Raw genomic sequence first — 22,485 nt, forward strand, 5'->3', positions numbered from 1 at the left:
TCATTTTTCAAACAAGCGCTCGCCGGCGACCGGCTGTCCGTTGTTTCTGGCAAGCTCCAGCGCCACATCCAGGATCCAATCTTCCTGGCCGGCGACGGCCTGACGACGGCCCAGCTCCACCAAAATCTCGCGTGCGTCGACGCCATATCGCTCGCCGGCGCGCTTGGCGTGCAGCAGAAAGGTCGAATAGACGCCGGCGTAGCCGATGGCGATGGCGTCGCGATCCGGGAAGGGCTGGAAGGGCATGATCGGCGCCACGATGTATTCGGCTGCATCCATCAGCGCAAAGACGTCCAGCCCAGGATTGACGCCCAGGCGGTCGAGCACAGCCGCCAGCAGCTCTGTGGCGGCGTTGCCTGCGCCGGCGCCCAATCCGCGCAGACAGCCGTCGACCTGATCGGCGCCGGCCTCCAGCGCGGCCAGCGTGTTGCCGATGGCCAGGCCGAGGTTGTTGTGCGCATGGAAACCGACCTGGATGGAAAGCGCTCCCTTCAGCGCAGCCACGCGCGCAGCGGCTTCATGCGGCAACATGGCGCCTGCTGAATCCACAATGTAAACGCAGTCGGCGCCGTAGGACTCCATCCGCTTCGCCTGCTCCACCAGCGCCTCCGGTGGGCGAATGTGCGCCATCATCAGAAAACCGACCGTCTCCAGCCCCAGCTCTTTGGCCAACCCGAAATGTTGCTCGGAGATGTCCGCCTCCGTACATTGGGTGGCGATGCGCAGCACCTGCACCCCGCGCGCCGCCGCTTCTTTCATCTCCTTGCGCGTGCCGATGCCCGGCAGCATCAATGCGGCGATGCGGGCGCGGCCGGCGGTTTCACGGGCGGTTTCGATCAGGTCGAACTCGGATTCACGCGAAAAACCATATTGCAACGACGAGCCGCCCAGCCCGTCGCCGTGCGACACTTCGATCACCGGCACGCCTGCAGCATCCAGCGCCTGGACAATCGAGCGCACTTGCTCACGCGTGTATTGATGGCGCATGGGATGAGAGCCATCGCGCAAGGTGGTGTCGGTGATGCGGGGGGATTTCATGCCACGACCTCCTTCTGGGATAGCAGGCGTTGTGCAAACAGCTCGCCGACGCGCCGCGCCGAAGCCGTCATAATGTCCAGATTGCCGGCATAGGGCGGCAGGAAGTCGCCGGCGCCCTCCACCTCCAACAACATGATGACCACCGGCTGCTTCCCCCATGGCGTTTCTCGACGCTCGATCACGGGGCGATTCTTCAAGCGATAGCCGGGCACATATTGTTGCACTTCCGCAACCATTTGCTCCACAGAATCGATCACCGCTTCCTCGTCGAATGCGCCCGACGGCGCAACGTAAACGGTGTTGCGCATCAAAATGGGCGGCTCGGCCGGGTTGAGGATGATGATCGCCTTCCCTTGCGCTGCGCCGCCGATGACCTCCAGCCCGCGCGCCGTGGTGAAGGTGAACTCGTCGATGTTCTGACGCGTGCCCGGCCCCGCCGACCGACTGGCGACCGTGCTCACCATCTCGGCGTAGCGAACCGGCGTCACGCGACGGACGGCGTAGACCAGCGGGATGGTGGCCTGACCGCCGCAGGTGATCAGGTTGACGTTGGGCGCATCAAGATGTTCGCCCAGATTCACCGGCGGCACGACGTAGGGGCCGCGCGCGGCCGGCGTCAGATCGATGGCGATGCGCCCCGTCTCGCGCAGCGCCTTTGCGTGACGCACGTGCGCTTTGGCGCTGGTGGCGTCGAAGACGATGCGAATCTCCGGCGCCTCCAGGATGGCGTCGATGCCTGCATGGCTGGCGCCGACGCCCAGACTTCTGGCGCGCGCCAACCCCTCAGAATGCGGATCGATGCCGGCCAGCATCACCAGCTCCATCGAACCCGGCTGTTTCAACAATTTGTACATTAAGTCGGTTCCAATATTGCCGGAACCGAGGATGGCGACCTTGACCTTGTCGGCTTGCATACAGGCTCCTTCTCGAAGTAGCCCAGACGCTCCGAGATGCGCTGCGCGCCCTCGACAATGGCGCGGGTGTATTGCATCTTGTGCATCTGAAAGCGGTGCGTGGGCGTCGAAAAGCTAACTGCGGCCACCACCTGCCCTTCATAGTCCCGAATCGGCGCCGCCACGCAGCAGAGGCCGATGGAGACTTCCTCCAGATCGTAGGCGTACCCCTGTCGACGCACTCTGGACAGCTCGTCGGCCAGCGCGTCGAGCGATGTGATCGTGTTGGGCGTGAATGGATGAAGCTCGCCGTCTCCCACCACGCGCAGCACTTCCTCCCACGGTCGATGAGCCAGGAGCACCTTACCCACGCCGGAGCAATGGGCCGGCAATCGCACGCCTACGCCGGAAAGCTCGACCTGCAACCCCTGTTGACCGCGCAACTTTTCGAGGTAGACGACGGCGCCCGATTCCAGCACGGCCAGATGCATCGTTTCGCCCCAGCGCGCCACCATCTCCTGCATCACCGCGCGCGCCTCGTCGCGAAATTCGGTGGTCTTGAGCAGCGTCTGGCCCAACTCTAGCAGACGCCACCCCAGCCGATAGCGGCCTGGGCCGACGCGGCGCAGCAACCCATGTTCCGCCAGGCTGCTGAGCAGCTCTGAAACGCTGGATTTGGGCAATTCAAGCGCCTTCGCCATTTCACCCACCGTCCACTCCGGCTGGAGCGGCGTGAAGAGCGTCAACGCGCGCGCTGCTTTATGGAGCGTTCGCAACATAGAAAACCTCCTGACAAATCAGAACGCCGGCGATGGCCCCGCTGCGCAAGACAATCGGTTCAGGGCGGAGTTCATCCCACCCTGGGGGATGCGATGCGTCTTGAACGATGGCGAGGGGCAAAATTTAAGTATACGCCTGTTGTCCGATTTTCACCAGCAGCACGCCACGACGACTTCTCTCCGGATTTTCCATTGATAGGGCCGAAGCGACAGAGGGCGCAGCGATTTTCACCGCCCTCTGTCGCCTTCCCTGTCATGCAGGCGTCATCTCTTTCTCTTCCACGAGCGGCGTCCCGTACAGGAAGAATTCGCCGGGCAGGTTGCCGCCGAACCAGACGATGCCGGCGGCCAGCGTCTCTTCCGTCCAGACGATCGGCTTCCAGGCCGGATCGAAGATCAGATAGCCCGGGTCGCCGAAAAGCTCCACGCGATTGCCGCCCGGCTCGTAGACGTACATGAACATGGCCTGGCTGATGCCATGCTTGCCGGGCCCCGCTTCGATAAAGATCTCCTGTTCGCGGAAGACGTCGGCCAGATCGTTGAGATTTTGCGGATAGCCATACCAGTAGCAGACGTGATGGAGACGTCCGCGCGCGCCCTTGCCATCGCGCATCAGCGCGACTTCATGCACCAGGGGCGAGACGCTGAGCCAGCAGCCAGCTTCTATGCCGTTGTCGAGGACGATGTGCTCGCGCAGGCGGAAGCCCAGGCGCTCCATCATGAAGTTCTTGTTGGGCGTGACGTCCGAAGCGAGCAGGTTGACGTGATCGAGCCTGCGCACCGGCACGCCGCGCAGCGGTCGCTTCTGCGGCCGGTTAAGCAGCGGCGTCTTCTGGTCTTCCGCCGGCCGGTAATACTCCACCTCCCACAGAATCTCCATCCGATGGCCATCCGGCGTGGTGAACTGGTACGCAGGGCCATGACCGAGGTCGCCGTCCATCCAGCCCTTGCCGAAGCCGGAGTCTTCCAACGCTTTCACGCGCCGTTCCAACGCCTGCGGCGAGCTGGCGCGCCATGCCACATGCCCCAGCCCTGGCTCCTTTGCTTCGGTGATCTTCAGCGTGTGGTGATACCAGTCCTCGTACGCACGCAGGTAGACCGATTGCCCATCCTGCGTGGTGACCTCCATGCCGAGCAAGTCGCGGAAGAACCAGAGCGTCTTGTCGGGCTTGGGCGTCAAAATTTCGACGTGCGCCAGTTGATGCGTGTCAAAGATCGGTTCAGACATGGTTGCCTCCTCCTGGAACTAGAAAACAACAGAGCAAAGCGCCTGAAAAACTAACGATTGTTGACCACCATACTCACATCGTCGGGGTTGACCAGGTCGGGCGCAGTCCAGCCGTCCAGGTCATATTCGGCCATGCACTTCTCGGCGAAGGCCTTCAACCGATCGGCTACGCCCATCGCCATCGCCGCGCCGAGCGTCTCGATGCGGATGTTCTCGTGGTTGCCGGCGTAATTGCGTTCGTAAAGTTCATGGCGACCGCCGAACTCTGTGCCCATGGCGTCCCAGAGCAGCTTCATCAGTTTGATGCGGTCATGCGCACTGTAGCCGTTTGAGCCGCGCACGAATTTGTCCAGATAGCTGCGCACCTCCGGATTCTTCAGGTCGGCGGCGTGGGAGGGGAGATAAATGAGCGCGCTCGCCACGTCCTTCTCGATCAAATCCTTGACCTTGACGTAGGCGTCCGGCGCCATCACGCGATAGGCGAAGGCGGCTTCCAGATTGGGCAGCAGATAGCCATCCACCCAGGGCATGGGATTGCGCACCATCGCCTCGGTGAGTTGCCAGAAGAGATTGCGATAGGTGACGATCTCGCCCAGCCGCGCCTGCACGCCGCGGAATTCGGCGACGCCGGTCGCCTCCACCGCCTTCAACATCAGGCCGGTGATGAAGTCCAGCTTGACGGCGAAGCGCGTGCCGCCGTGCAACGGGAAGCGATGACCGAAGCCGGAAAGTGGGAAAAAGGTGTTGGTCTTCTCCACGTCGCCGTAGACGAAGACGTTCTCCCAGGGGATGAGCACGTTGTCGAAAATCAGGATGGAGTCGTTTTCATCCAGGCGACTGGAGAGCGGATAGTCGAAGGGGCTGCCCGCCACCGCCGCGTTGTACTCGTAGGAGGTGCGGGCGATCAGCTTGACGCCGGGTGAATTCATGGGCACGGCGAAGATCAGCGCGAAACGCTTCTCTTTGATGGGCAGCGGGCCGTAGTGGGCGATAAAGTTGACGTGCGTCAAGGCGCTGCCCGTCGCCACCACCTTTGCGCCGGAGACGATCAGACCGGCGTCGGTCTCTTTTTCGACATGCATGTAGACGTCGCCGACTTCGTCCGGGGGGCGATTGCGGTCCACCGGCGGATTGACGATGGCGTGGTTCCAGTAGATGAGCGCTTCCTGCGTTTTGCGATACCAGCGGCGGGCGTTTTCCTGGTAGGGCGCATAGAACTCGGCGTTGGCGCCGAGCGTGCCGGTGAAGGCAGCTTTATAGTCGGGCGCCCGGCCCATCCAGCCGTACACGGCGCGTTGCAGCTCGGCGATGGTGTCGCGCGCTCTGACAAGCTCCTCCACCGTGCGCAAGCCGGCGAAGAAGGGGTGCGTCCACCCTCCGCTGCCGGTGTCGGTCGGCTGCGTCCACTTCCAACGCTCCGGGCCGCCGCGCGCCACATCTTCCTCGTGCAGCTCGTGGAGGCGGTCGTACCAGCGCGCCACCATGCGCGCCGAATTGCGAAAGGCGGGGTGGGTGGTGATGTCCTTGACTCGTTCGCCCTGAAAATAGACGACCCGTTCGTCGCGCAGGCTCTCCAGATACTCGCGACCGTTCATAGGCCGTGCGGCGGCGACAGGCGTCTCCAGGGCTGGGGCGCGTACTGCCACAGTCATACTCAGACCTCCTTGTTGAAAACAGGCTCCGAAAGCGATGGCGGTCAAATGCTCAACTGCGTTGCGGTGAAGCCATCATATCGAATCAACGAGGAAGGCGTCGATAGAAGAATTCGGAATATCCGAACAGAGGGCGATTTTTCCGCCAACTTCGAGAAAACTTCCATTGACAAAGACCTCGGGCGCCCACATCCGGGCGTCGTCTTTGGCGTGACGCAACGATCTCACGGTCCGTCCGGCTGGAAGCCGAACCTCTGACTGTATCCGGTTTGCTTCGATTCGTCAGATTCCAGGGAGCCTGACGAAAGGAGTGAGCAGGGGCGGCAGAAGGAAGATCAAAGATGATGCGTGCAGGCGGAACGCCGAAAAACCTCGCTCCGCCTGCACCTTTTATGTGTGATTAAGAAACGCAAAGATTCTGCTCGTGGCTCACGCCGCTTCTTTGGCCGCAGCCGCCTGCGCCTTGGCCGCCTGGCGAGCCTCGGCGGCGGCCCAGTCTTCGCCCTCGCGTACGACGCCGACCTGGAAGGTGGCCGTCACGTCCGGCATCAGGCGAATGGAGACGGTGTGAATGCCCAGCTCGCGGATGCCGTGATCCAGCTCGATGCGCCGGCGATCCACCTCAAAGCCCAGCTCCTGCGACAATTTTTCGGCGATGTCCGCCGTGGTGATGGAGCCGTAGAGACGGTCGTTCTCGCCAGCATTGGCGGTGAAGAGCAACCGTTTGCCCATGATCATCTGCGCCTGCGCCTCGGCATTGGCGCGCTCACGCGCACGCCGTCGCAGCGCCGCCGCTTTGATCTCCTCCGCCTGTTTGAGCGCACCCCGCGTGGCAAGCACGGCCAGCCCACGCGGCATCAGATAGTTGCGGGCGTAGCCGCCCGCCACGCTGTACACTTCTCCGGCGTTTCCCAACTCGGGAACGTCCTTAACCAGCAACACTTTTACACGCGCCATACAATTCTCTCCTTTTTCAACAAGCGCATCATACAGATACGTGGTTCGCAGCCCGATGGAATTTCACAAATCAATCTGGCAATCTGTAGGCGCTGCACAAAACCTTGCGGCGCACCGAGGGCGTGCGGCCGGGAGCCGCACCTACGATACGGCGCAAACTGGGATAGCTTCCCACCCCAGCACGTGCGCCAAGGGCGTGCGGCTGGGAGCCGCACCTACGATACGACGCAAACTGGGATAGCTTCTCACCCCAGCACGTGCGCCAAGGGCGTGCGGCTGGGAGCCGCACCTACGATGATAGCCAGATTCTGTTGTTAAAAGTCCATAGACTGCTATGACTTTGACTTTAAAATGTCAGGCGCCGAAACGCAGACAGACTTCTATCTTAACAAAGGACGCTCTTTGGGGTGAAATTTTGATGCGCCGTTTACGATTCATTCCTGGCGTCGATTCCATGCTATACTGCACCGCGTATTATGGGCGACAACCGGCTTCAACGCTTTTTGAAACAAAATCATCTGCGACGCTGCGCAGCGAGGCTTTTTGTGTTGTCAGAATCCGTCGACACCGCCGCTCCTGCAACCTGTTTCTCTCATCCTGTTTCAATCGAAAAGCAAAAATCGCTCCACCGGCGCAAGAGGCTGGCGGGGCTGGCGGCCATCCTCCTGTTGTTCGGGTCGACGTTGGGCTGCGCCTTCGTAGACCTGCTGGCGCCGCCGACGCCGACGCCCGTGCCCACGCGCACCCTGGCGCCGACCTTTACGCCGACGCCCGAGGCGCTGCTGCCGCTGGTCGTCGTCACGCCCCCGCGCGACGGCACGCCCGGCGTGATTGTGATCCAACCGACGCTCGACGCCGACCGCATCGTCATTGCGATTCCGCCCACCGACACACCGACGCCACCCCCGACGGAAACGCCGACGCCGACGGCGACGCTTTCACCGCTGGAACAGACGGCGACCGCCGTCTTTCTCGAAGCGCAGTTGACTGCGCTGGCGCAGCCCGGGGCTGCTCCCATCTTTTTGCCGACGCCGACGGAGACTCCCACGCCCGGCCCAACGCCGACGCCGTTCATCATCGTCGAAAGCGGCTTCGTCGCCCTGCGCACCGGGCCAGGCGTTCAATATCCTCTGGTGGCCCAGCTCGGCCCCGGCATCCCGATCGCCATCATCGGCCGCAACACCGAAGGGACATGGTATGAGGTCTGCTGCGTCAACGGCGTCTCGGTGTGGGTGGCGGCCACGCACGTGCGCGTCGTGAACGAGACGCAACAGGTGGCGCTGGTGGTGGCGCAGCCGCCGCCCACCTTCACGCCCACCTTTACGCCCACCGAAACGCCGACGGTGACGCCGACGCCGACCGCAACGCCCTACCCGTTCGAGCGCGCCATCGGGCCCCAGTTCTTCCCGACTGAAAATCAGTTCCTGACCATTTGGGCGTACTTCTTCGTGGGGACGCTGAACGATCCGAATCGCCCAGAGGAGCCCGCCGAAGGCTATTTCCTGGACGTGCGCTTTCGCGGCGTGGAGCGCCTCAACACGCGAGGCGAGCGTCCTAGCTCCAACGTCGTGGAGTTCAGCGCACCGCCGGGCGCAGGCAATCGCGTCAAATACAACTATAAGTATGAATATATGCCGCCGCTGCAGCCGACGCCGGCCCCCGGCGAAATCGCCACCCCACGGCCGTGCGAGCTGCTTGGTCAAGGGCCGTGGCAAGTCTGGGTGCGCGACGGCGCCGGCAATCAGCTTTCCGACGTTGTAGAGTTTTCAACGGATTGCAACAATCCGAATCGAGAGATCTATATCGGGTTCGTGCGCGTGCGATAACGCACAGCGCACCGGCCCTCTAAGGTGTTCAGAATGATGAAACGAAAGATTGCACTGTTTATTTTGGTTGGCGTCACAAGCCTGCTTGTGGCCGGCTGTTTTGGCGGAGGCGAGGCAGAGGAAGAGCCGATTGCGCCGCTGCGCTCACCGCATCCCACCTTCACGCCGACGCCTGTGCAGCCTCCGTCGCCGACGCCTCCTGCGCCCGCAGCAGTTGGCGAATCTCAAGCCCCGATGCCGAGCGAAAGCGCCTCCGGTCAACCTGCGCAAGCGCCCGCTCTCGACGCAGAAGCGCAGACCGTGCTGGGCGTCCTCAACGACGATCTGGTCAACATTCGCCGCGGACCTGGGCTGCAATATCCGCCGATTCGGCTGGGGATGCGCGGAGACCAGTTTACGATCACCGGCCGCAGCGCCGACGACGAGTGGTGGCAGATCTGTTGCGTCGAGGAGCAGCCCGCCTGGGTCTATCAATCCTTTGTCGACGTCGACGGCCCGGTGGACGCCGTGCCCGTGGTCGACGCCGATGACAACACAGGCGGGCCGGTGGTGATCAACCCAACGCCGACGCCGCCCCCTGCTCCGCAACCTCCGCCGCAAAGTGCGCCGACGGTCCCTCCTCCAGAGTCGCCCAACGAAGCGCCGCCTGCAGAGCCGACGGCTCCGGCCTTTCCCTTCGCCCTGGTTGCACAGGAGCAATTCCCCGAAAGCAACCCACTCGTGCGCATCTTCTTGTATGTCTACGAAGGCGACCGCGCGCTGCCGGGCTATAGCCTGCGCGTGAGTAAAGACGGCGTCGATCTGCCGGTCAGCGCGCTCTCCGGTGACGCCGCCGGCCTCACCTGGCCGATCACCAGCCCGCGCCAGCGCTTCCAGAACATGAAAGTCGAGTTCCCGGAAGCCAATCCGGCGGGGACTTGGGTGGTTCAGCTGATCGACGGCGGCGGCGCAGCGGTTGGACCGGCCGCCACCTTTACACTGGGGCCGAACGATGCGAACCGAGAGCTGTACGTTCGCTACGAAAAGCAGTGATCTGCCATGAGCACAGGCCTCCCATCGCCGCTTTCTGCGCGCTCAAGGCAAGGGAAGCGCCTCGTATGGTTGATTTTGGCGCTCACCGGCGTCGCCGTCCTGCTGCGGGCGCTGCGGCTTTCCTGGCAGCCGCTCTGGTGGGATGAAGGCTACAGCGTTTATTTCGCCACCGAGCCGCTGGCGCGCATGCTTGACCTCACGGCGCACGACATTCATCCGCCCCTCTACTATGCGCTCTTGCACGGATGGATCGCGCTTTGGGGAAGCGCAGCGCCGCCGATCCTGCGCCTGTTGTCTGTAGCATTGGGTGCGCTTGCCATTCCTTTGCTGGCGTGGATGGCCTGGCGGCTCTTTCCAGGTCGGCCGCGCATCTGGCTGCTGGCGGTCGGCCTGCTCGTCCTCAACCCGATGCACCTCTTCTACAGTCAGGAGGTGCGCATGTACGGGTTGGGCATGGCGCTCAGCATTGCCAGCACAGCGTTTTTCTGGGAATGGATGCAGCCGCCGAGCAGGGAGCGCACGGGATGCTGGCCGCCGGTCGGCTATGCGCTCGTCACCGCAGCAGGGCTGTATACGCTCTATTATTTCGTTTTCGTCCCGCTGGGTCACCTGGCATGGACGCTGATTGCGCATCGGCGCAGGCGCCATCGCATCTGGCCGGTCGTCGGCGTGCAGGCGCTGATCGCGGCGCTGTTTGCGCCCTGGCTTTTCTACACCTTGCCCAAACTCACCGCCTACGTCGGTCACAAGGTGGCCTCCGACCGAGACAGCCCACTCGATCCGCTCCAGTACGCCGCCCGCCATCTGGCCGCCTTCAGCGGTGGACACATCGCCTGGCCGGTGGGGGGCGTCCCGTGGCCGCTTCTCTTCGCCGGGGCGACGCTGTTTTTGCTCCTGATAGCGCTCCTTCTATGGCGCCGCAACCAGGCGCCGTCTCGCAATTCCGGCAGCGCCTTCACGCCCGACCACGCGCCGGAGCGCAGCGCCGCCGGCCTGCTCAGCCTTCTCGTCGTCACGGCGCTGGTCGGCGGTTGGCTGGTGAACCTGCGCTTTCCGTTCTTTCCAGAAGGCGGCGAGCGGTTGCTCCTGTTTGCGCTGCCCTATGCGCTGCTGCTGTTGGCGGCGGGCGTCGATCGCTTCTGGAGCGTCGCATCCTTGGGAAAAATGGCGCTGCTCCTGTGGGTGATCGCCGGAGCGGGAGGCGTCGTCGCTTTTTATGTCACCCCTCGCTACGCGAACGAAGATTATCGTCCGATCGTGCGACAGATCATCCAACAGGGGCGCAACCAGGACGCCATGCTCGCCATCTTCCCATGGCAGGTGGGCTACTGGCGCGCCTACGCACCGCAGCGCGATCCGCGCGTGACCGGCCCTGCGCCGTTGTTGCTTTCCGATCGCGTTGTCGGATGGTCGGCGGAAGTGCAGGCGAGGATCGACGCTGCGCTGCAGAAGGGAGTCCTCTGGTTCCCTGAACCACTGGCCTTCGGCGCCACGCTCCCGCATGAGATCGAGGCGTATCTGGCAAAGCAGGCGTTCAACCTGGAAAATCGCTGGTACGGCGCCACGCGGCTGACCGCCTGGGCGAAGCTGCCGGCGCCGCTGAGCAGGGGAGAGAAGGTGATCGATTTCGGTGCCGTGAAGCTGGTTGAGGCCGGTGTGGAAGGCGACGGCGTGGAGGCCGCCAATCAGCCGATCGCCGTGACGCTTGACTGGCAGGTCGTCGAACCGGCCGATCTGAACATCAGCCTGCGCATCCTGGATGATGCAGGTCATGTGTGGAGCAGCCGTGAATATGCGGCGGATTGGTCTTCCGTTCAGCCGGGATTTCAACAGCGCCATACCGTGGGCGTAATCGTTCCGGTGGGATTGCCGCCCGGCGCGTACACGATTGGCGTCAGCGTCGCCCGGCAGGATGCGCGCGGCGAAAGCGCCGCCGCCCTGACCATCCGCGGCAGCGACGCCGTGAATGCGGCGATCGGCGGCGTCACGGTTCTTCCTCCTGAAGAAACGCAATCGCCCGCACGGCTGCCGATGCGCACGCCGTTGGAGCAGCCGGTCGTTCAGGATGGCGTCGCCTTTCTAGGCTTCACCGCCCCCGATCCTGCGACGCCGCTGCTGGCCGGAACCGAGCTGGCTATTACGCTCTTCCTGCAAGCGCAGGAAGACGCGCCCTCGGATCGTCTGCTGTACGTCAGCCTGCTCGACCGTCGGGGAAACGGCGTCGCCGGCTACGAAGGATGGCCTCTGCCGGGCGCGGCCCCCCCTGCGCTGGTCGATGGCGAACTTTTGCAGGTTCCGGTGCGCTTCTTTACGCCCGGCGCATTGAGCAGCGGCGATTACCGGCTGGCGGCGGGCTTTCAGTTGAAAGAGCAAGAGGCCAAGACGCCGCCGGTCGCGCTGGGAGCCATCCGGCTTCAACAGCGCCGTGCGGTGTTTACAGAACCATCGCCTGCAGTTCGTCTTCCCTCGCCCGCCCAGCTCGGCTCTCACGCCTTGCTCTATGGCTACACGCTCGAGCCGCTGGACGACGGTCGCATTCTGCTGCGCCTCTACTGGCAGGTGATTCAGCCGTTGCTGCCGCCGCATCATATCTTCGTGCATGTTGAAGCGCCCGACGGCGCCATCCTCGCGCAGCAAGACGGGCCGCCTGTCAACGAAGACGGTCTGGCTCCCACAGGAAGCTGGCAGCCCGGTGAATTTCTGGTCACCCAGCACACCCTTCAGGCGCCGAAGAACGCCGTGCTCAAAGTGGGCCTTTACAATCCCTCGACGCTGGTGCGGCTGCCCGTAACCATCGACGGAGAGACGATCGGAGACAGCGTGACGTTGCCGTAGTTGCTCTGCGTCTGACGATGAAAATCTCAGCAGGTGGCCGAGACACGCATTGCCAGGAAATGTGCAGGGGCGTCTTGCCTTTTTGCGCCTGCGCAGCCGCTCGTTCTCCTGTTTGCACAACTTCATCGGAACTGCACCGGAGGAATGCAACGAATTGGCGTTGCTTCGGCGAGGATGATAGACTCAAAGGTGACCGGATACGCATTTTTTGATATACGCTCGATTTTGGAGTCGTTTTGCCAGAATGCACGCAAACTAGCGGATTATGGCGACAAAAGCAGCCCAACCCACTCGAACAGCCATCGATTTTGCCGGATGCACGCCCCTGTTTCCGCCGCTGCCCGGCGGCTCTTTGCAAAGCAGCCTGCGCCTGCCCGATCTTCATTCCAAACGCCTGATCTTCAACCGACTCGGACAGCCCGGTCAGGTGCACGTCTATTCCGCCGATTGTCGCGCCGGCGAGCGCCTGCGCGTTCAACTGCTGGTGCCGATGTTGCCGATCGGAGGCGCAGTGACGCCTGCGTTTGCCATCGTCGCCCAGAGTTTGCCCTACAGCGCCGACGCCCAGAAGCTGCCGATCCCGCTGCCCGCAGGCTATAGCGCAGTGGTCGCCACGCCGCCGACGCAGCTGGTGGCGCCCATGAAAGACGTTTTGACGCGCGCCCGCTACTATCCCGGCCCGGTCATCGACACGCGCGCCCTGGTGAGCGGTCGCGCCTACATTGTGGTGTGGAGCCCCCATCACCACATGGGCAAATATGTGTTGCAGGTGGGTCATCGATGGCCGTTCCACTGGACGTACTGGATGCAGCTGCCGTATTACTGGTGGCGCATCCGCGGTTGGTTCGGGCTGAGCCGCGCAGCGATGACGTTGGCTTTTGCGGCCGTCTTTCTGTTGATTGCCGTCATTCTCGCCAGCCTGACTCGACGAGAACGGTCGAGCGTTCATCCGGAATGAAGGAGTGCAACCGCTATGCGCATCATTCTCTACCTGGGCAAGGGGGGCGTCGGCAAGACCACGACGGCCGCCGCGTCCGCCATTCGTTGCGCCGACCTCGGCTATCGCACTCTGGTGGTCAGCACCGACATCGCCCACAGCCTGGCCGACAGCCTGGATGTTCCGCTGCGCGCACAACCGGTCGAAGTTGCGCCGAACCTCTATGCGCAGGAGATCAACGTCGTCGAGGAGGTGCGCGAGCACTGGGGCGAGATGCAGGGCTACGTGGGCAACATCTTGCGCCGTCAGGGCATGAGCAAGGCGGTGGCAGAGGAGATGGCCATCATCCCCGGCATGGAAGAGGTGGTCAGCCTGTTGCATATCAACAAACAGGCCAACGAAGGCCGCTTTGACTGCGTCATCGTCGACGCGGCGCCGACCGGCGAGACGATGCGGCTGTTGACCATGCCCGAAAGCTTCCAGTGGTATGTGGCGCGGCTGCGCAGCTGGGGCGATGCGCCGATCCGCATCGCCGCCGGCTTGCTCAACCGCCTTGCGCCGGAGAAAGACCTGGTGTCGGGGCTGAACTCGCTGGTGGAGGGGGTCAGAGAACTGCAGAAAGTGCTCACCAATCCGGACATCACCAGCTATCGCATCGTGTTAAATCCCGAAAAGATGGTGATCAAAGAGGGCGCTCGCGCCGTCACCTACCTCTCTCTCTTCGGCTATCCGGTGGATGCAGCGATCGTCAACCGCATCCTGCCCGGCGTGCAGAGCGACGGCTTCGGCAAGGCGTGGGTGGCGGAGCCAAGCGCCGATCCCTATCTGCATCACCTGCAGGAAATCCAGGCGCGTTATTTGGGGGAGATCGAGCGCGACTTCTACCCGCTGCCGATCCTGCGCTCGCGCTGGTATGACGAGGAAATGGTGGGTCTGGAACGACTGCGCCAACTCGCCGACGATCTCTTTGAAGGCCGCGATCCCAGCCAGCTCTTTTTCCGCGGCCAGGCGCAGTCGATCGAGGAAGAGGGCGAAGACCTGGTGTTGCGTCTTCCGCTGCCTCAGCTGGAGCTGGAGAAAGTGCGCTTGACCAAGCGCGGAGACGAACTGTTTATCAACATCGGCAACTTCAAACGAGAAATGTTGCTGCCGTCCGTCCTGGCGCAGCGCGAGGCCAGCAGCGCCGTCTTCGCCAACGGCGTGCTGAAAATTCGCTTCCCTCCATCCAAAGGGGATGGCAAGGGAGAAAAAGTTTAAGTCGTTCAAGCTGCAATTTCTAGCATTCAACCCTACAAAAGAGGATCGAATCGTGGCGGGAATCGTCGATGCACTGGCCAATCTGGCCGTCAGCGGAGTAGGCGCCTTTGTCGGCTTCAACGTCACGCTGCGCGCCCAGAATCATTTGCAGCCCCATCCGTTTCCATGGCGCTTCGCCGATCTCCTCGAGCATCCCTGGCGCGTGCAGGCGCTCGATCCGGGGCAGACGCTCGACATCCACGGCCTGACGGCCGGCATGACTGTGCTCGATCTCGGCTGCGGCACCGGACTTTTCACGCGCACGGCGGCGCACATGGTCGGTGAAAACGGCCGCGTTCATGGCGTCGATCTGCAGGCGGCCATGCTGGAGCGCGCGAGGAAGAGTCTGGCGGAGGCCAGCGTGCTCGAGCGGGTGGCGTTACATCATTGCGGCGCCTATGACCTGCCCCTCTCAGATGACGAAGTGGACCTTGCGATCGTGGTCTCTACATTGGGAGAAATCCCTGACAAGCTGGCGGCGTTGAATGAACTGCGCCGCGTGCTTAAGCCGGGCGCCCGTCTCGGCGTCACGGATGAATTCTACAATCCCTCGTTTACGATGCCGGGGACCGTGCGCCGACTGGCGGAGGAGGCGGGCTTCCGCTCGCTGGGGAGCGCAAGCATGGCGATCTGTTATCATCAGGTCTATGTTAACGCCAAATGAAGCTCTGCTCGGCTGCGATCGGCGATGAACACGCACATCGCGAATCACGCAACACGAATCACGCAACACTGTTTTGGAACCTCCCTTCCTGCATAACCCTTCAGCATTATGCAAAATAATATGGATGAATTGAATCTGGCGCTGCCCTATCTGACCGCCCACCTGCCCGGCGTCGGTGGACGGCTGCGGGCGGAAGCCGATCATTTTGTGGTCGAAGAAATTGCTCTCTATGAGGCGTGCGGCGAAGGACAACATCTTTATGTCAATCTGACCAAAAGCGGGTTGACCACCAGGGAAGTGCAGCTTCGTCTGGAACGATTGTTCGGCCTTGCACGCGGGGCGGTTGGCTTTGCCGGGTTGAAGGACAAATTTGCCAGGACGACGCAGACCTTCAGCCTGAACGTAGGCTATCAATCCGCCGCTTTCATCGATGAGGCGGTCCGACGCATCGAATCGGAGCTGCCGGTGCGGGTCAACTGGGCCCAATTTCACCGGAACAAATTGCGTCCGGGCCACCTGCTCGCCAATCGGTTTGAAATCACCGTCACCGACCTGGCCGTGACGCTCGATGAGGCGGTTGTGCGCAGTCAGGCCATTGTCGCCGAGATTCGACGGAGAGGGTTGCCGAACTTTTTCGGCGTGCAGCGTTTTGGGCAAAAGGGCGCCAATGCCCATCAGGGTCTGGAGCTGTTGCTGAGGCGACGATCGATCAGGGATCGATGGTTGCGTCGCTTTTTGATCTCCAGCTACCAGAGTCACCTTTGCAATCGCTATCTGGTGCGGCGGCTCGAAATCGGCGCCTTTGACCATTTGCTGGCAGGCGACGTGGCGAAGAAGGTCGCCACCGGCGGCATGTTCGACGTCGAGGAGGTGGAGCGAGAGCAGCCTCGCTACGTTGCGCAAGAGATCAATTTTACGGCGCCGATTTACGGCTCGCGCATGTGGCAGGCCAAAGCCGAAGCGGGAGCGCTCGAGCAGCAAATCCTGGCGTCTTCGCCGGTAACTCTGATGCACTTTGAAGAGGCGCGCATCGAAGGCTCGCGGCGGGTGGGGCGACTTCTGGTTCCTGACCTGGCGGTGGAAACGTCCGAAGGGAAGCTTATCGCCAGGTTTACGTTGCCCAAAGGCGCCTACGCCACCGTCGTCATGAGGGAATTGATGAAGGTCGACGACGACCACTTTTCCATCGTCAATGAAGAGGATGAAAATCTGGAGTGAGATGAAAGAGTCCCAATCGTCATTCGAGCCACCGGAATTGGAGCAAACGCGGCGGAGCCGCACCATGCAAATGCCGATCTTTCCACTGAAAAACGTTGTGCTCTTTCCCGGAATGGTGCTGCCGCTGCATATCTTTGAGATGCGCTACCGTGAAATGATCAACCGCTGCATCGAAGAGCATCTGCCCTTCGGCGTGACGCTGATTGCGCACGGCGAAGAGGTGGGCATGACGGCCGAGCCGCATCGAGTAGGCACGGCGGCCCGCATCATCCGCGTGGAGCGGCTGGAGGATGGCCGCATGAACATCGTGGCTGTCGGCGCCCAGCGCTTCCGCATTTTGCGCCTGCACCATGATCGCAGCTATCTCACCGCCGAAGTCGGTCATTTCCCGGTGATCAACGGCGCCACGCGACGGGCGATGGAGCTGAGCCAGCGCGTGCGTCCCCAGGTGCTGGAATATGTGGATTTGCTCTCCAAGGCGGCGAACGTGAATCTTACGCTCGATCGCCTTCCAGAGGACCCGCTGACGCTGGCTTTTCTGGTGGCGATCTCGCTGCAGGTCAGCCCGCAAGACAAACAAAAGCTGCTGGAGGCGGTCGGCGTGCCGGAAATGCTGGCGCTGGAAAGCTATCTGCTGGCGCGCGAAGCCAAACTGCTGGAGTTCATGATCAACACCGGCCACGCCATTCAGGCGCTGAACAGCGGCCCAAGCGGCTATCTTTTCCCTAACTGAACGGCGTCAGAATTTTGTGGTTCCCTCTGAACGTGCTATACTAAATTCTGTCTTGGGGGATTAGCTCAGCTGGCTAGAGCGCTACGTTGACATCGTAGAGGTCACTGGTTCAAGTCCAGTATCTCCCACACGGCGAACAATTGAGAAGATGAAAGCGTTGAACAGGACAGCTTGACGGCGGAAGTCCTTACAGAGAGCGATGCACGTCGGCTGGAATGCATCGCAGGCAACACCTCGTCAAGACCCCCTGGGAGCGGATAGCTGAAAGCGAGGCTAAGTAAGCTATCCCGGTTCGCCCCGTTACCGGCGATGGAAGTGGCCTTGCCTGGCGCATTGAACGGGTGAACGTTAAGACCCCGAAGAGTGCGTCCGAACAAGGCAAGATGGGTGGAACCACGCGGCGTAAGCTTCGTCCCATGCGGATGAAGCTTTTTTATTTTGGGTGAATGAGGGAGAGCGGGTGACGTTGAAAAATTTTGAAGGCGCGCCAATCCAAACGCATCTCCGGCAAGACAGGGATCGGGTCATTGAACTCGGCGTGGCGATCCAGCAGATTGCGGCGCCGACCGGCGCCGAGGCGGAGCGCGCGGCGTGGGTCGCCGGCCATCTGCGCGGCCTGGGATATGATGTGGAACTCGACGAGCTCCACAATGTATATGCGCGCCTTCCCGGCGTGCGCCGCAGCCCTGCACTCCTGATCTCGGCGCACACCGACACCGTTTTCCCCCATTCGGTCGATCTGACCGTCCAACGCGATCCCAAACATCACCGTCTCTTCGGTCCCGGCCTGGGAGATAATTCGATCGGCGTGGCGGCTTTGCTCTGGCTGGCCGAGGTCACGCGCGGCTCAACGCCGCCGGTGGACCTGATCTTTCTTGCCAACGTCGGCGAGGAAGGCAACGGCGATCTGCGCGGCATGCGCGCGGCCTTCGATCGATTGACGACCAACGATCCCCAGGCGATCGGCGCCGCGCTCGTGATCGAGGGCATGGGATTGTCACGCGTGGTGCATCGGGCGCTGGCGATTCGACGCTATCGCATCCACGTCACCGCGCCCGGCGGCCACAGCTGGAGCGATTTTGGAGTCGCCAGCGCCGTGCATGTGCTGGCGCAGCTCGCCGCCGACATCGCACACCTGCGCCCTCCCAAAAGTCCACGCACCACCTTCAACATCGGCGTCATCGAGGGCGGCACGTCGGTCAACACCATTGCACAACACGCCGCGCTGGAGCTAGACCTGCGCAGCGAAGACCCGACCGCGCTGGAGGCGATCGAGCGCGATGTGCACACGATTCTGGCGCGCTATCAGACGCCGCGCTGGCGACAGGCGGGCGTGAGCGTCGCCGCCGCCGTGATCGGCGACCGGCCGGGCGGCGGCATTCCCGACGATCATCCGCTGGTGCAGGCGGCGATCGCCTCTCTGAAGGCGTTGGGCGTCAAGCCGCAGCTCTCGATGCGCATCAGCAGCACCGACGCCAACATTCCGCTCAGCCGCGGCGTCCCGGCGGTCTGCATTGGCGTCACCGAAGGCGGCAACGCCCATCGCACCGACGAATGGATCGCCACCCAGCCGGTGGAGACGGGGTTGCGCTATCTGTTCGATCTCACGCAGTGGGCGGCGACGTGGCTGGCGGAGGGCGGCGGCGCGTTCGGCCAGACAGCTTCGCCATCCACTCGCCCGGAGGATCGATCGACGAGATCGGCCTGACGCCTTGCTTCGGCTAGGGCGTCGGTTCGCCTCGATGCAGCACTGCGCATCCGGCGTTGCCTGGGTCGTTGAGAGAATGAGCAAAGGGCGCGCCGGCGCAGCAGCGAATCGATTCGGCCCATGCCGCCTGGCTGCGCTTCACGAGAGGGATGCGCGAAGCGGCGCAACAGATTCTCACGGAGCGTTTGGTTCTAAAGTGGTCTTTGATAGACTGAAAAAAGGTTCACGGTCCATCGGCAAGGAATTCGATATGGCTCAGCAAAAAGATCGTTCACCGCAAGACGAACAGCTGTACAGGATCCGTCACAGCGCCGCCCATGTGATGGCGCAGGCGGTGCTGGAGTTGCATCCGGAGGCGAAAATCGCCATCGGCCCGCCGATCGAAAACGGCTTCTACTATGATTTCGATCTCGGCAAGGATGAAAATGGAAAGCCGCGTACTTTCACGCCGGAGGAGCTGGAGCTGATCGAAAAGCGCATGCGCCAGATCATCGCCGGCAAGCACCCGTTCGTCTACCGGGAGGTCACCGCCGAGGAGGCGCGGCGAATTTTCGCCGACCAGCCCTACAAACTCGAGCTCATCGAAGGCCTGGAGAAAGGCGGCATCGACGAATACGGCAATGAGACGAAAGAAAAGCCGGTGATCAGCACCTACCGGCACGACACCTTTGAGGACCTCTGCCGAGGCCCCCACGTCGAGCACACGGGGCAGATTCCGGCCGACGGTTTCAAGCTGATGAGCGTAGCCGGCGCGTACTGGCGCGGGGACGAGAAAAACCCGATGCTGCAGCGCATCTACGGCACGGCGTGGCGCAACAAAAAAGAGCTGAACGAGTATCTGACCATGCTCGAAGAGGCGAAAAAGCGCGACCATCGCAAGCTGGGCCGCGAGCTGGAAATCTACATTTTCGACGAGGAGGTCGGGCCCGGGTTGCCGCTCTGGCTGCCCAACGGCGCCATCCTCATCGCCGAGCTGGAAAAACTGGCGATCGAGACGGAGCAGCGCGCCGGCTACCAACGCGTGCGCACACCCCATTTGACGAAGGAAGACCTCTTCTTGCGCAGCGGCCACCTGCCCTATTACGCCGAGAGCATGTTCCCGCCCATGGAGCTGGAGGGCGTCCGTTACTACGTCAAGCCGATGAACTGCCCGTTCCATCACAAAATTTTCGCCAGCAAGCCGCGCTCCTATCGCGACTTGCCGTTGCGTCTGGCCGAATACGGCACCTGCTACCGCTACGAAAAGAGCGGCGAGTTGTTCGGGTTGATGCGCGTGCGCTCGATGCAAATGAACGACGCCCATATCTATTGTTCGGAGGAGCAGTTCGAGCAAGAGTTCATGGCGGTCATCGATCTCTACCGTTACTATTTCGAGATCTTCGCCATCGACAAATTCGTCATGCGGCTGAGCACGCACCACCCGAAGGGGCTGGGCAAAAAATATGTCGACAACGAGCGACTGTGGCTCAAAACCGAGGAAATGGTGCGCCGCGCCATGGACAACGGCGGCGTGCCTTACGTCGAGGCACCCGATGAAGCCGCCTTCTACGGGCCTAAAATTGATGTCCAAATTTGGAGCGCCATCGGTCGCGAATTCACGCTGGCGACCAACCAAGTGGACTTCGCCGTGCCCGCGCGCTTCAACCTCGTCTACACCACCCGCGAGGGCAAGGAAGAGACGCCGCTCTGCATCCATCGGGCGCCGCTCAGCACCCACGAGCGCATGGTCGGCTTCCTGATCGAGCACTTCGCCGGCGCCTTCCCGGTCTGGCTGGCGCCCCAGCAGGTGCGCGTCATTCCGATCACCAGCGACCACAACGACTACGCGGCGCGGCTTGCCCAGGAGTTGCAGGTCGCCGGCGTGCGCGCCGACGCCGACCTGGGCGCCGAACGCATGAACGCCAAGATCCGCAGCGCCCAGTTGATGAAGGTGCCTTACATGCTCGTCGTCGGCGATCAGGAGGCGGCGAACGGCACCGTGTCCTTGCGCAAGCGCGATGGCTCGCGCATCAATGACATGAGCTTTGACGCCTTCCTTGCGCTGGTGAAGGACAAAATTGCAACTCGAGCGCTGACGCTATAGGAGCCCCGCCGATCTGTGCGCTCTCCTGGAAAAACACTTGACGCTCCAGAGAGGGGATGTTATACTTTTCAATATAGTGTAAGAGTGGCGCAGTGCACTCACTGGAGATTCGCCAAAGAAAAAAGTGAGTGTGCTGCGCCTTGAAGTTTCAGGCGCGAAAGGAGCCTCCTTATTAGCAAGAGACCAGGTATGCAACGTTCAGGCTCAACTGCGGATTCAACGCGCATCAATTCGGAAATTCGAGCGCCCCGTGTGCGCGTCATAGACAGCACCGGCAAACAGCTAGGCATCATGTCCACACGCGAGGCGCTTGCGCTGGCGACGGAGCAAGAGCTGGACCTCGTCGAAGTGGCGCCCAACGCCGATCCCCCGGTCTGTCGGCTGATGGACTACGGCAAGTACCTCTACGAAAAACAGAAGCGTGAACGCGAATCGCGCAAGGCGCAAAAACAGATCGAAGTGAAAGAACTGCGCCTGCGGCCCAAAACCGATGAACATGACATCAATGTCGTGATCTCGCGCATCCGCAAATTCGCCAAAGAAGGGGCCAAAATACGCGTGCGCATTCGCTTCCGCGGGCGAGAAATGCAACATCCTGAGGTGGCGCGCTCCCTGCTTGAGCGCGTGGCGAATGACACCGCCGACGTGGTCACCGTTGAGTCGATGCCGACGTTCGATGGCAACAGCATGGTGATGGTGCTGGCGCCTCAGAACTGACCGCAAATTTCACCCATCCATGAATTGACATTCCAGCCATTGTCGAGTATTCTGAGCGACTGCGGTTCGCAACAAACGGGCCTTTGCGCCCGTTTGTTTTCTGTAGGCGCGTCTAATGTATGCACGGAAATGCGCGCATGAAAACGTGTGCATGGAAAACGTAGAAATTGACAAGAACGAGAGGAGGCCATGATGCCGAAGATGAAAACACACAAGGGGACGGCCAAGCGTTTTCGCCTGACCAAGAACGGCAAGGTGATGCGCATGCTCGCCGGTCGCTCGCATCTGCGTCGCCGCAAGAGCGCCAGCAAGAACCGCGCGTTTCGCCACGCCGTTCCCAGCGACGTGAAATATATCGTCAAGCAGGTTAAGACAATGGCTGGCAAGGCCGCCGAATAATTTTCTAAGAGAATGAATCGTCGCCACACGTGAACGGCTATGTAAGCGGCTCAACAAGCGCATCGGTTGTTGACCCGCCTTCACGAAAGGAGAGGAAAAAATATGCCACGTTCCAGACCGAAGGTCTACGCCCATCGGCGCCATAAAAAGGTGCTGAAATTCACCAAAGGGCAGTTTGGCACGCGCTCGAAACTTTTCCGCCGCGCCAACGAAGCCATGTTGAAATCGCTGTTTTATGCGTATAGAGACCGGCGCAACCGCAAACGCGACTTCCGCAGCCTGTGGATTCAGCGCATCAACGCGGCGGCCCGGCAGAATGGTCTCAACTACAGCCAGTTTATCCACGGCCTGAAGAAGGCGGACGTGCAGGTGGACCGCAAGGTGCTCGCCAGCATCGCCTACAACGACGCCGCCACTTTTGCCCGACTGGCTGAAGTCGCCAAAGCCCAGTTGAGTTGACGCCGCTGATTTGCCAATCCACGCTTTTCCA

General features: G+C 61.9%; 19 protein-coding genes and 1 tRNA gene. 14 read left to right on the forward strand and 6 right to left on the reverse strand.

From position 1 onward, the window contains the following. The 6 genes from dmpG to rplI form a co-directional block, all read right to left on the reverse strand. A complete protein-coding gene (gene dmpG, locus Q0367_RS02740; protein ID WP_297633322.1) occupies positions 1-1,038 on the reverse strand; it encodes a 4-hydroxy-2-oxovalerate aldolase in 1,038 nt (345 codons plus the stop codon). Continuing rightward, positions 1,035-1,952 carry an acetaldehyde dehydrogenase (acetylating) gene (locus tag Q0367_RS02745; RefSeq protein ID WP_297633320.1) on the reverse strand — a complete coding sequence of 306 codons (918 nt, stop codon included), beginning with the start codon at positions 1,950-1,952 and terminating at the stop codon, positions 1,035-1,037. The genes dmpG and Q0367_RS02745 overlap by 4 nt, the downstream gene beginning before the upstream one ends. Continuing rightward, a complete protein-coding gene (locus Q0367_RS02750; RefSeq protein WP_297633318.1) occupies positions 1,892-2,710 on the reverse strand; it encodes an IclR family transcriptional regulator in 819 nt (272 codons plus the stop codon). Before Q0367_RS02750 ends, Q0367_RS02745 begins: the two co-directional genes overlap by 61 nt. 253 nt (positions 2,711-2,963) lie before the next feature. After that, positions 2,964-3,938: a catechol 2,3-dioxygenase gene (locus Q0367_RS02755; RefSeq protein ID WP_297633316.1), complete on the reverse strand. Its 975-nt coding sequence runs from the start codon at positions 3,936-3,938 to the stop codon at positions 2,964-2,966. Positions 3,939-3,988: 50 nt separating this feature from the next. Continuing rightward, positions 3,989-5,590 (reverse strand): 4-hydroxyphenylacetate 3-hydroxylase N-terminal domain-containing protein, encoded by a 1,602-nt coding sequence (locus Q0367_RS02760; RefSeq protein ID WP_297633314.1) that lies wholly within the window; start codon positions 5,588-5,590, stop codon positions 3,989-3,991. A gap of 429 nt (positions 5,591-6,019) precedes the next feature. Beyond that, entirely contained in the window at positions 6,020-6,547 is a 528-nt protein-coding gene (gene rplI, locus Q0367_RS02765) for a 50S ribosomal protein L9 (protein ID WP_297633293.1), read from the reverse strand. 545 nt (positions 6,548-7,092) lie between these two features. Here rplI and Q0367_RS02770 point away from each other — a divergent pair. The 14 genes from Q0367_RS02770 to rplT all read left to right on the forward strand — a co-directional run bounded on the left by Q0367_RS02770 (position 7,093) and on the right by rplT (position 22,454). Beyond that, positions 7,093-8,373 (forward strand): SH3 domain-containing protein, encoded by a 1,281-nt coding sequence (locus Q0367_RS02770; RefSeq protein ID WP_298980843.1) that lies wholly within the window; start codon positions 7,093-7,095, stop codon positions 8,371-8,373. Between the two features lie 33 nt (positions 8,374-8,406). Then, complete coding sequence (locus Q0367_RS02775) at positions 8,407-9,405, forward strand: SH3 domain-containing protein (protein ID WP_297633289.1); 999 nt, start codon at positions 8,407-8,409, stop codon at positions 9,403-9,405. A 6-nt stretch (positions 9,406-9,411) separates the two neighbouring features. Next, complete coding sequence (locus Q0367_RS02780) at positions 9,412-12,240, forward strand: hypothetical protein (RefSeq protein ID WP_297633287.1); 2,829 nt, start codon at positions 9,412-9,414, stop codon at positions 12,238-12,240. Positions 12,241-12,505: 265 nt separating this feature from the next. After that, positions 12,506-13,198: a hypothetical protein gene (locus tag Q0367_RS02785; RefSeq protein ID WP_297633285.1), complete on the forward strand. Its 693-nt coding sequence runs from the start codon at positions 12,506-12,508 to the stop codon at positions 13,196-13,198. Between the two features lie 15 nt (positions 13,199-13,213). Continuing rightward, positions 13,214-14,434, forward strand: coding sequence for an ArsA family ATPase (locus Q0367_RS02790; RefSeq protein WP_297633283.1), 1,221 nt, complete (start codon positions 13,214-13,216; stop codon positions 14,432-14,434). 52 nt (positions 14,435-14,486) lie between these two features. Continuing rightward, positions 14,487-15,137, forward strand: coding sequence for a class I SAM-dependent methyltransferase (locus tag Q0367_RS02795; protein WP_297633281.1), 651 nt, complete (start codon positions 14,487-14,489; stop codon positions 15,135-15,137). Positions 15,138-15,257: 120 nt separating this feature from the next. Beyond that, on the forward strand, positions 15,258-16,355 hold the full coding sequence (locus Q0367_RS02800; RefSeq protein ID WP_297633277.1) for a tRNA pseudouridine(13) synthase TruD: 1,098 nt from the start codon (positions 15,258-15,260) through the stop codon (positions 16,353-16,355). A gap of 64 nt (positions 16,356-16,419) precedes the next feature. Next, a complete protein-coding gene (locus Q0367_RS02805; RefSeq protein WP_297633275.1) occupies positions 16,420-17,088 on the forward strand; it encodes an LON peptidase substrate-binding domain-containing protein in 669 nt (222 codons plus the stop codon). A gap of 54 nt (positions 17,089-17,142) precedes the next feature. Continuing rightward, a tRNA-Val gene (locus tag Q0367_RS02810) sits at positions 17,143-17,216 on the forward strand. Between the two features lie 332 nt (positions 17,217-17,548). After that, a complete protein-coding gene (locus Q0367_RS02815; protein ID WP_298980846.1) occupies positions 17,549-18,796 on the forward strand; it encodes a M20/M25/M40 family metallo-hydrolase in 1,248 nt (415 codons plus the stop codon). Between the two features lie 250 nt (positions 18,797-19,046). Beyond that, the gene (gene thrS, locus Q0367_RS02820) at positions 19,047-20,879 is read left to right on the forward strand and encodes a threonine--tRNA ligase (RefSeq protein WP_297633270.1); all 1,833 of its coding nucleotides are present in this window, start codon (positions 19,047-19,049) and stop codon (positions 20,877-20,879) included. A gap of 189 nt (positions 20,880-21,068) precedes the next feature. Next, positions 21,069-21,596, forward strand: a complete 528-nt coding sequence (infC, locus tag Q0367_RS02825; RefSeq protein WP_297633269.1) for a translation initiation factor IF-3 — start codon at positions 21,069-21,071, stop codon at positions 21,594-21,596. Between the two features lie 192 nt (positions 21,597-21,788). Continuing rightward, the gene (locus tag Q0367_RS02830; RefSeq protein ID WP_363325826.1) at positions 21,789-21,995 is read left to right on the forward strand and encodes a bL35 family ribosomal protein; all 207 of its coding nucleotides are present in this window, start codon (positions 21,789-21,791) and stop codon (positions 21,993-21,995) included. Positions 21,996-22,097: 102 nt separating this feature from the next. Next, complete coding sequence (gene rplT / locus Q0367_RS02835; protein WP_044276420.1) at positions 22,098-22,454, forward strand: 50S ribosomal protein L20; 357 nt, start codon at positions 22,098-22,100, stop codon at positions 22,452-22,454. Positions 22,455-22,485 lie beyond the last annotated feature (31 nt).

It is taken from the genome of uncultured Caldilinea sp., assembly GCF_937128415.1.
Lineage (GTDB): Bacteria > Chloroflexota > Anaerolineae > Caldilineales > Caldilineaceae > Caldilinea.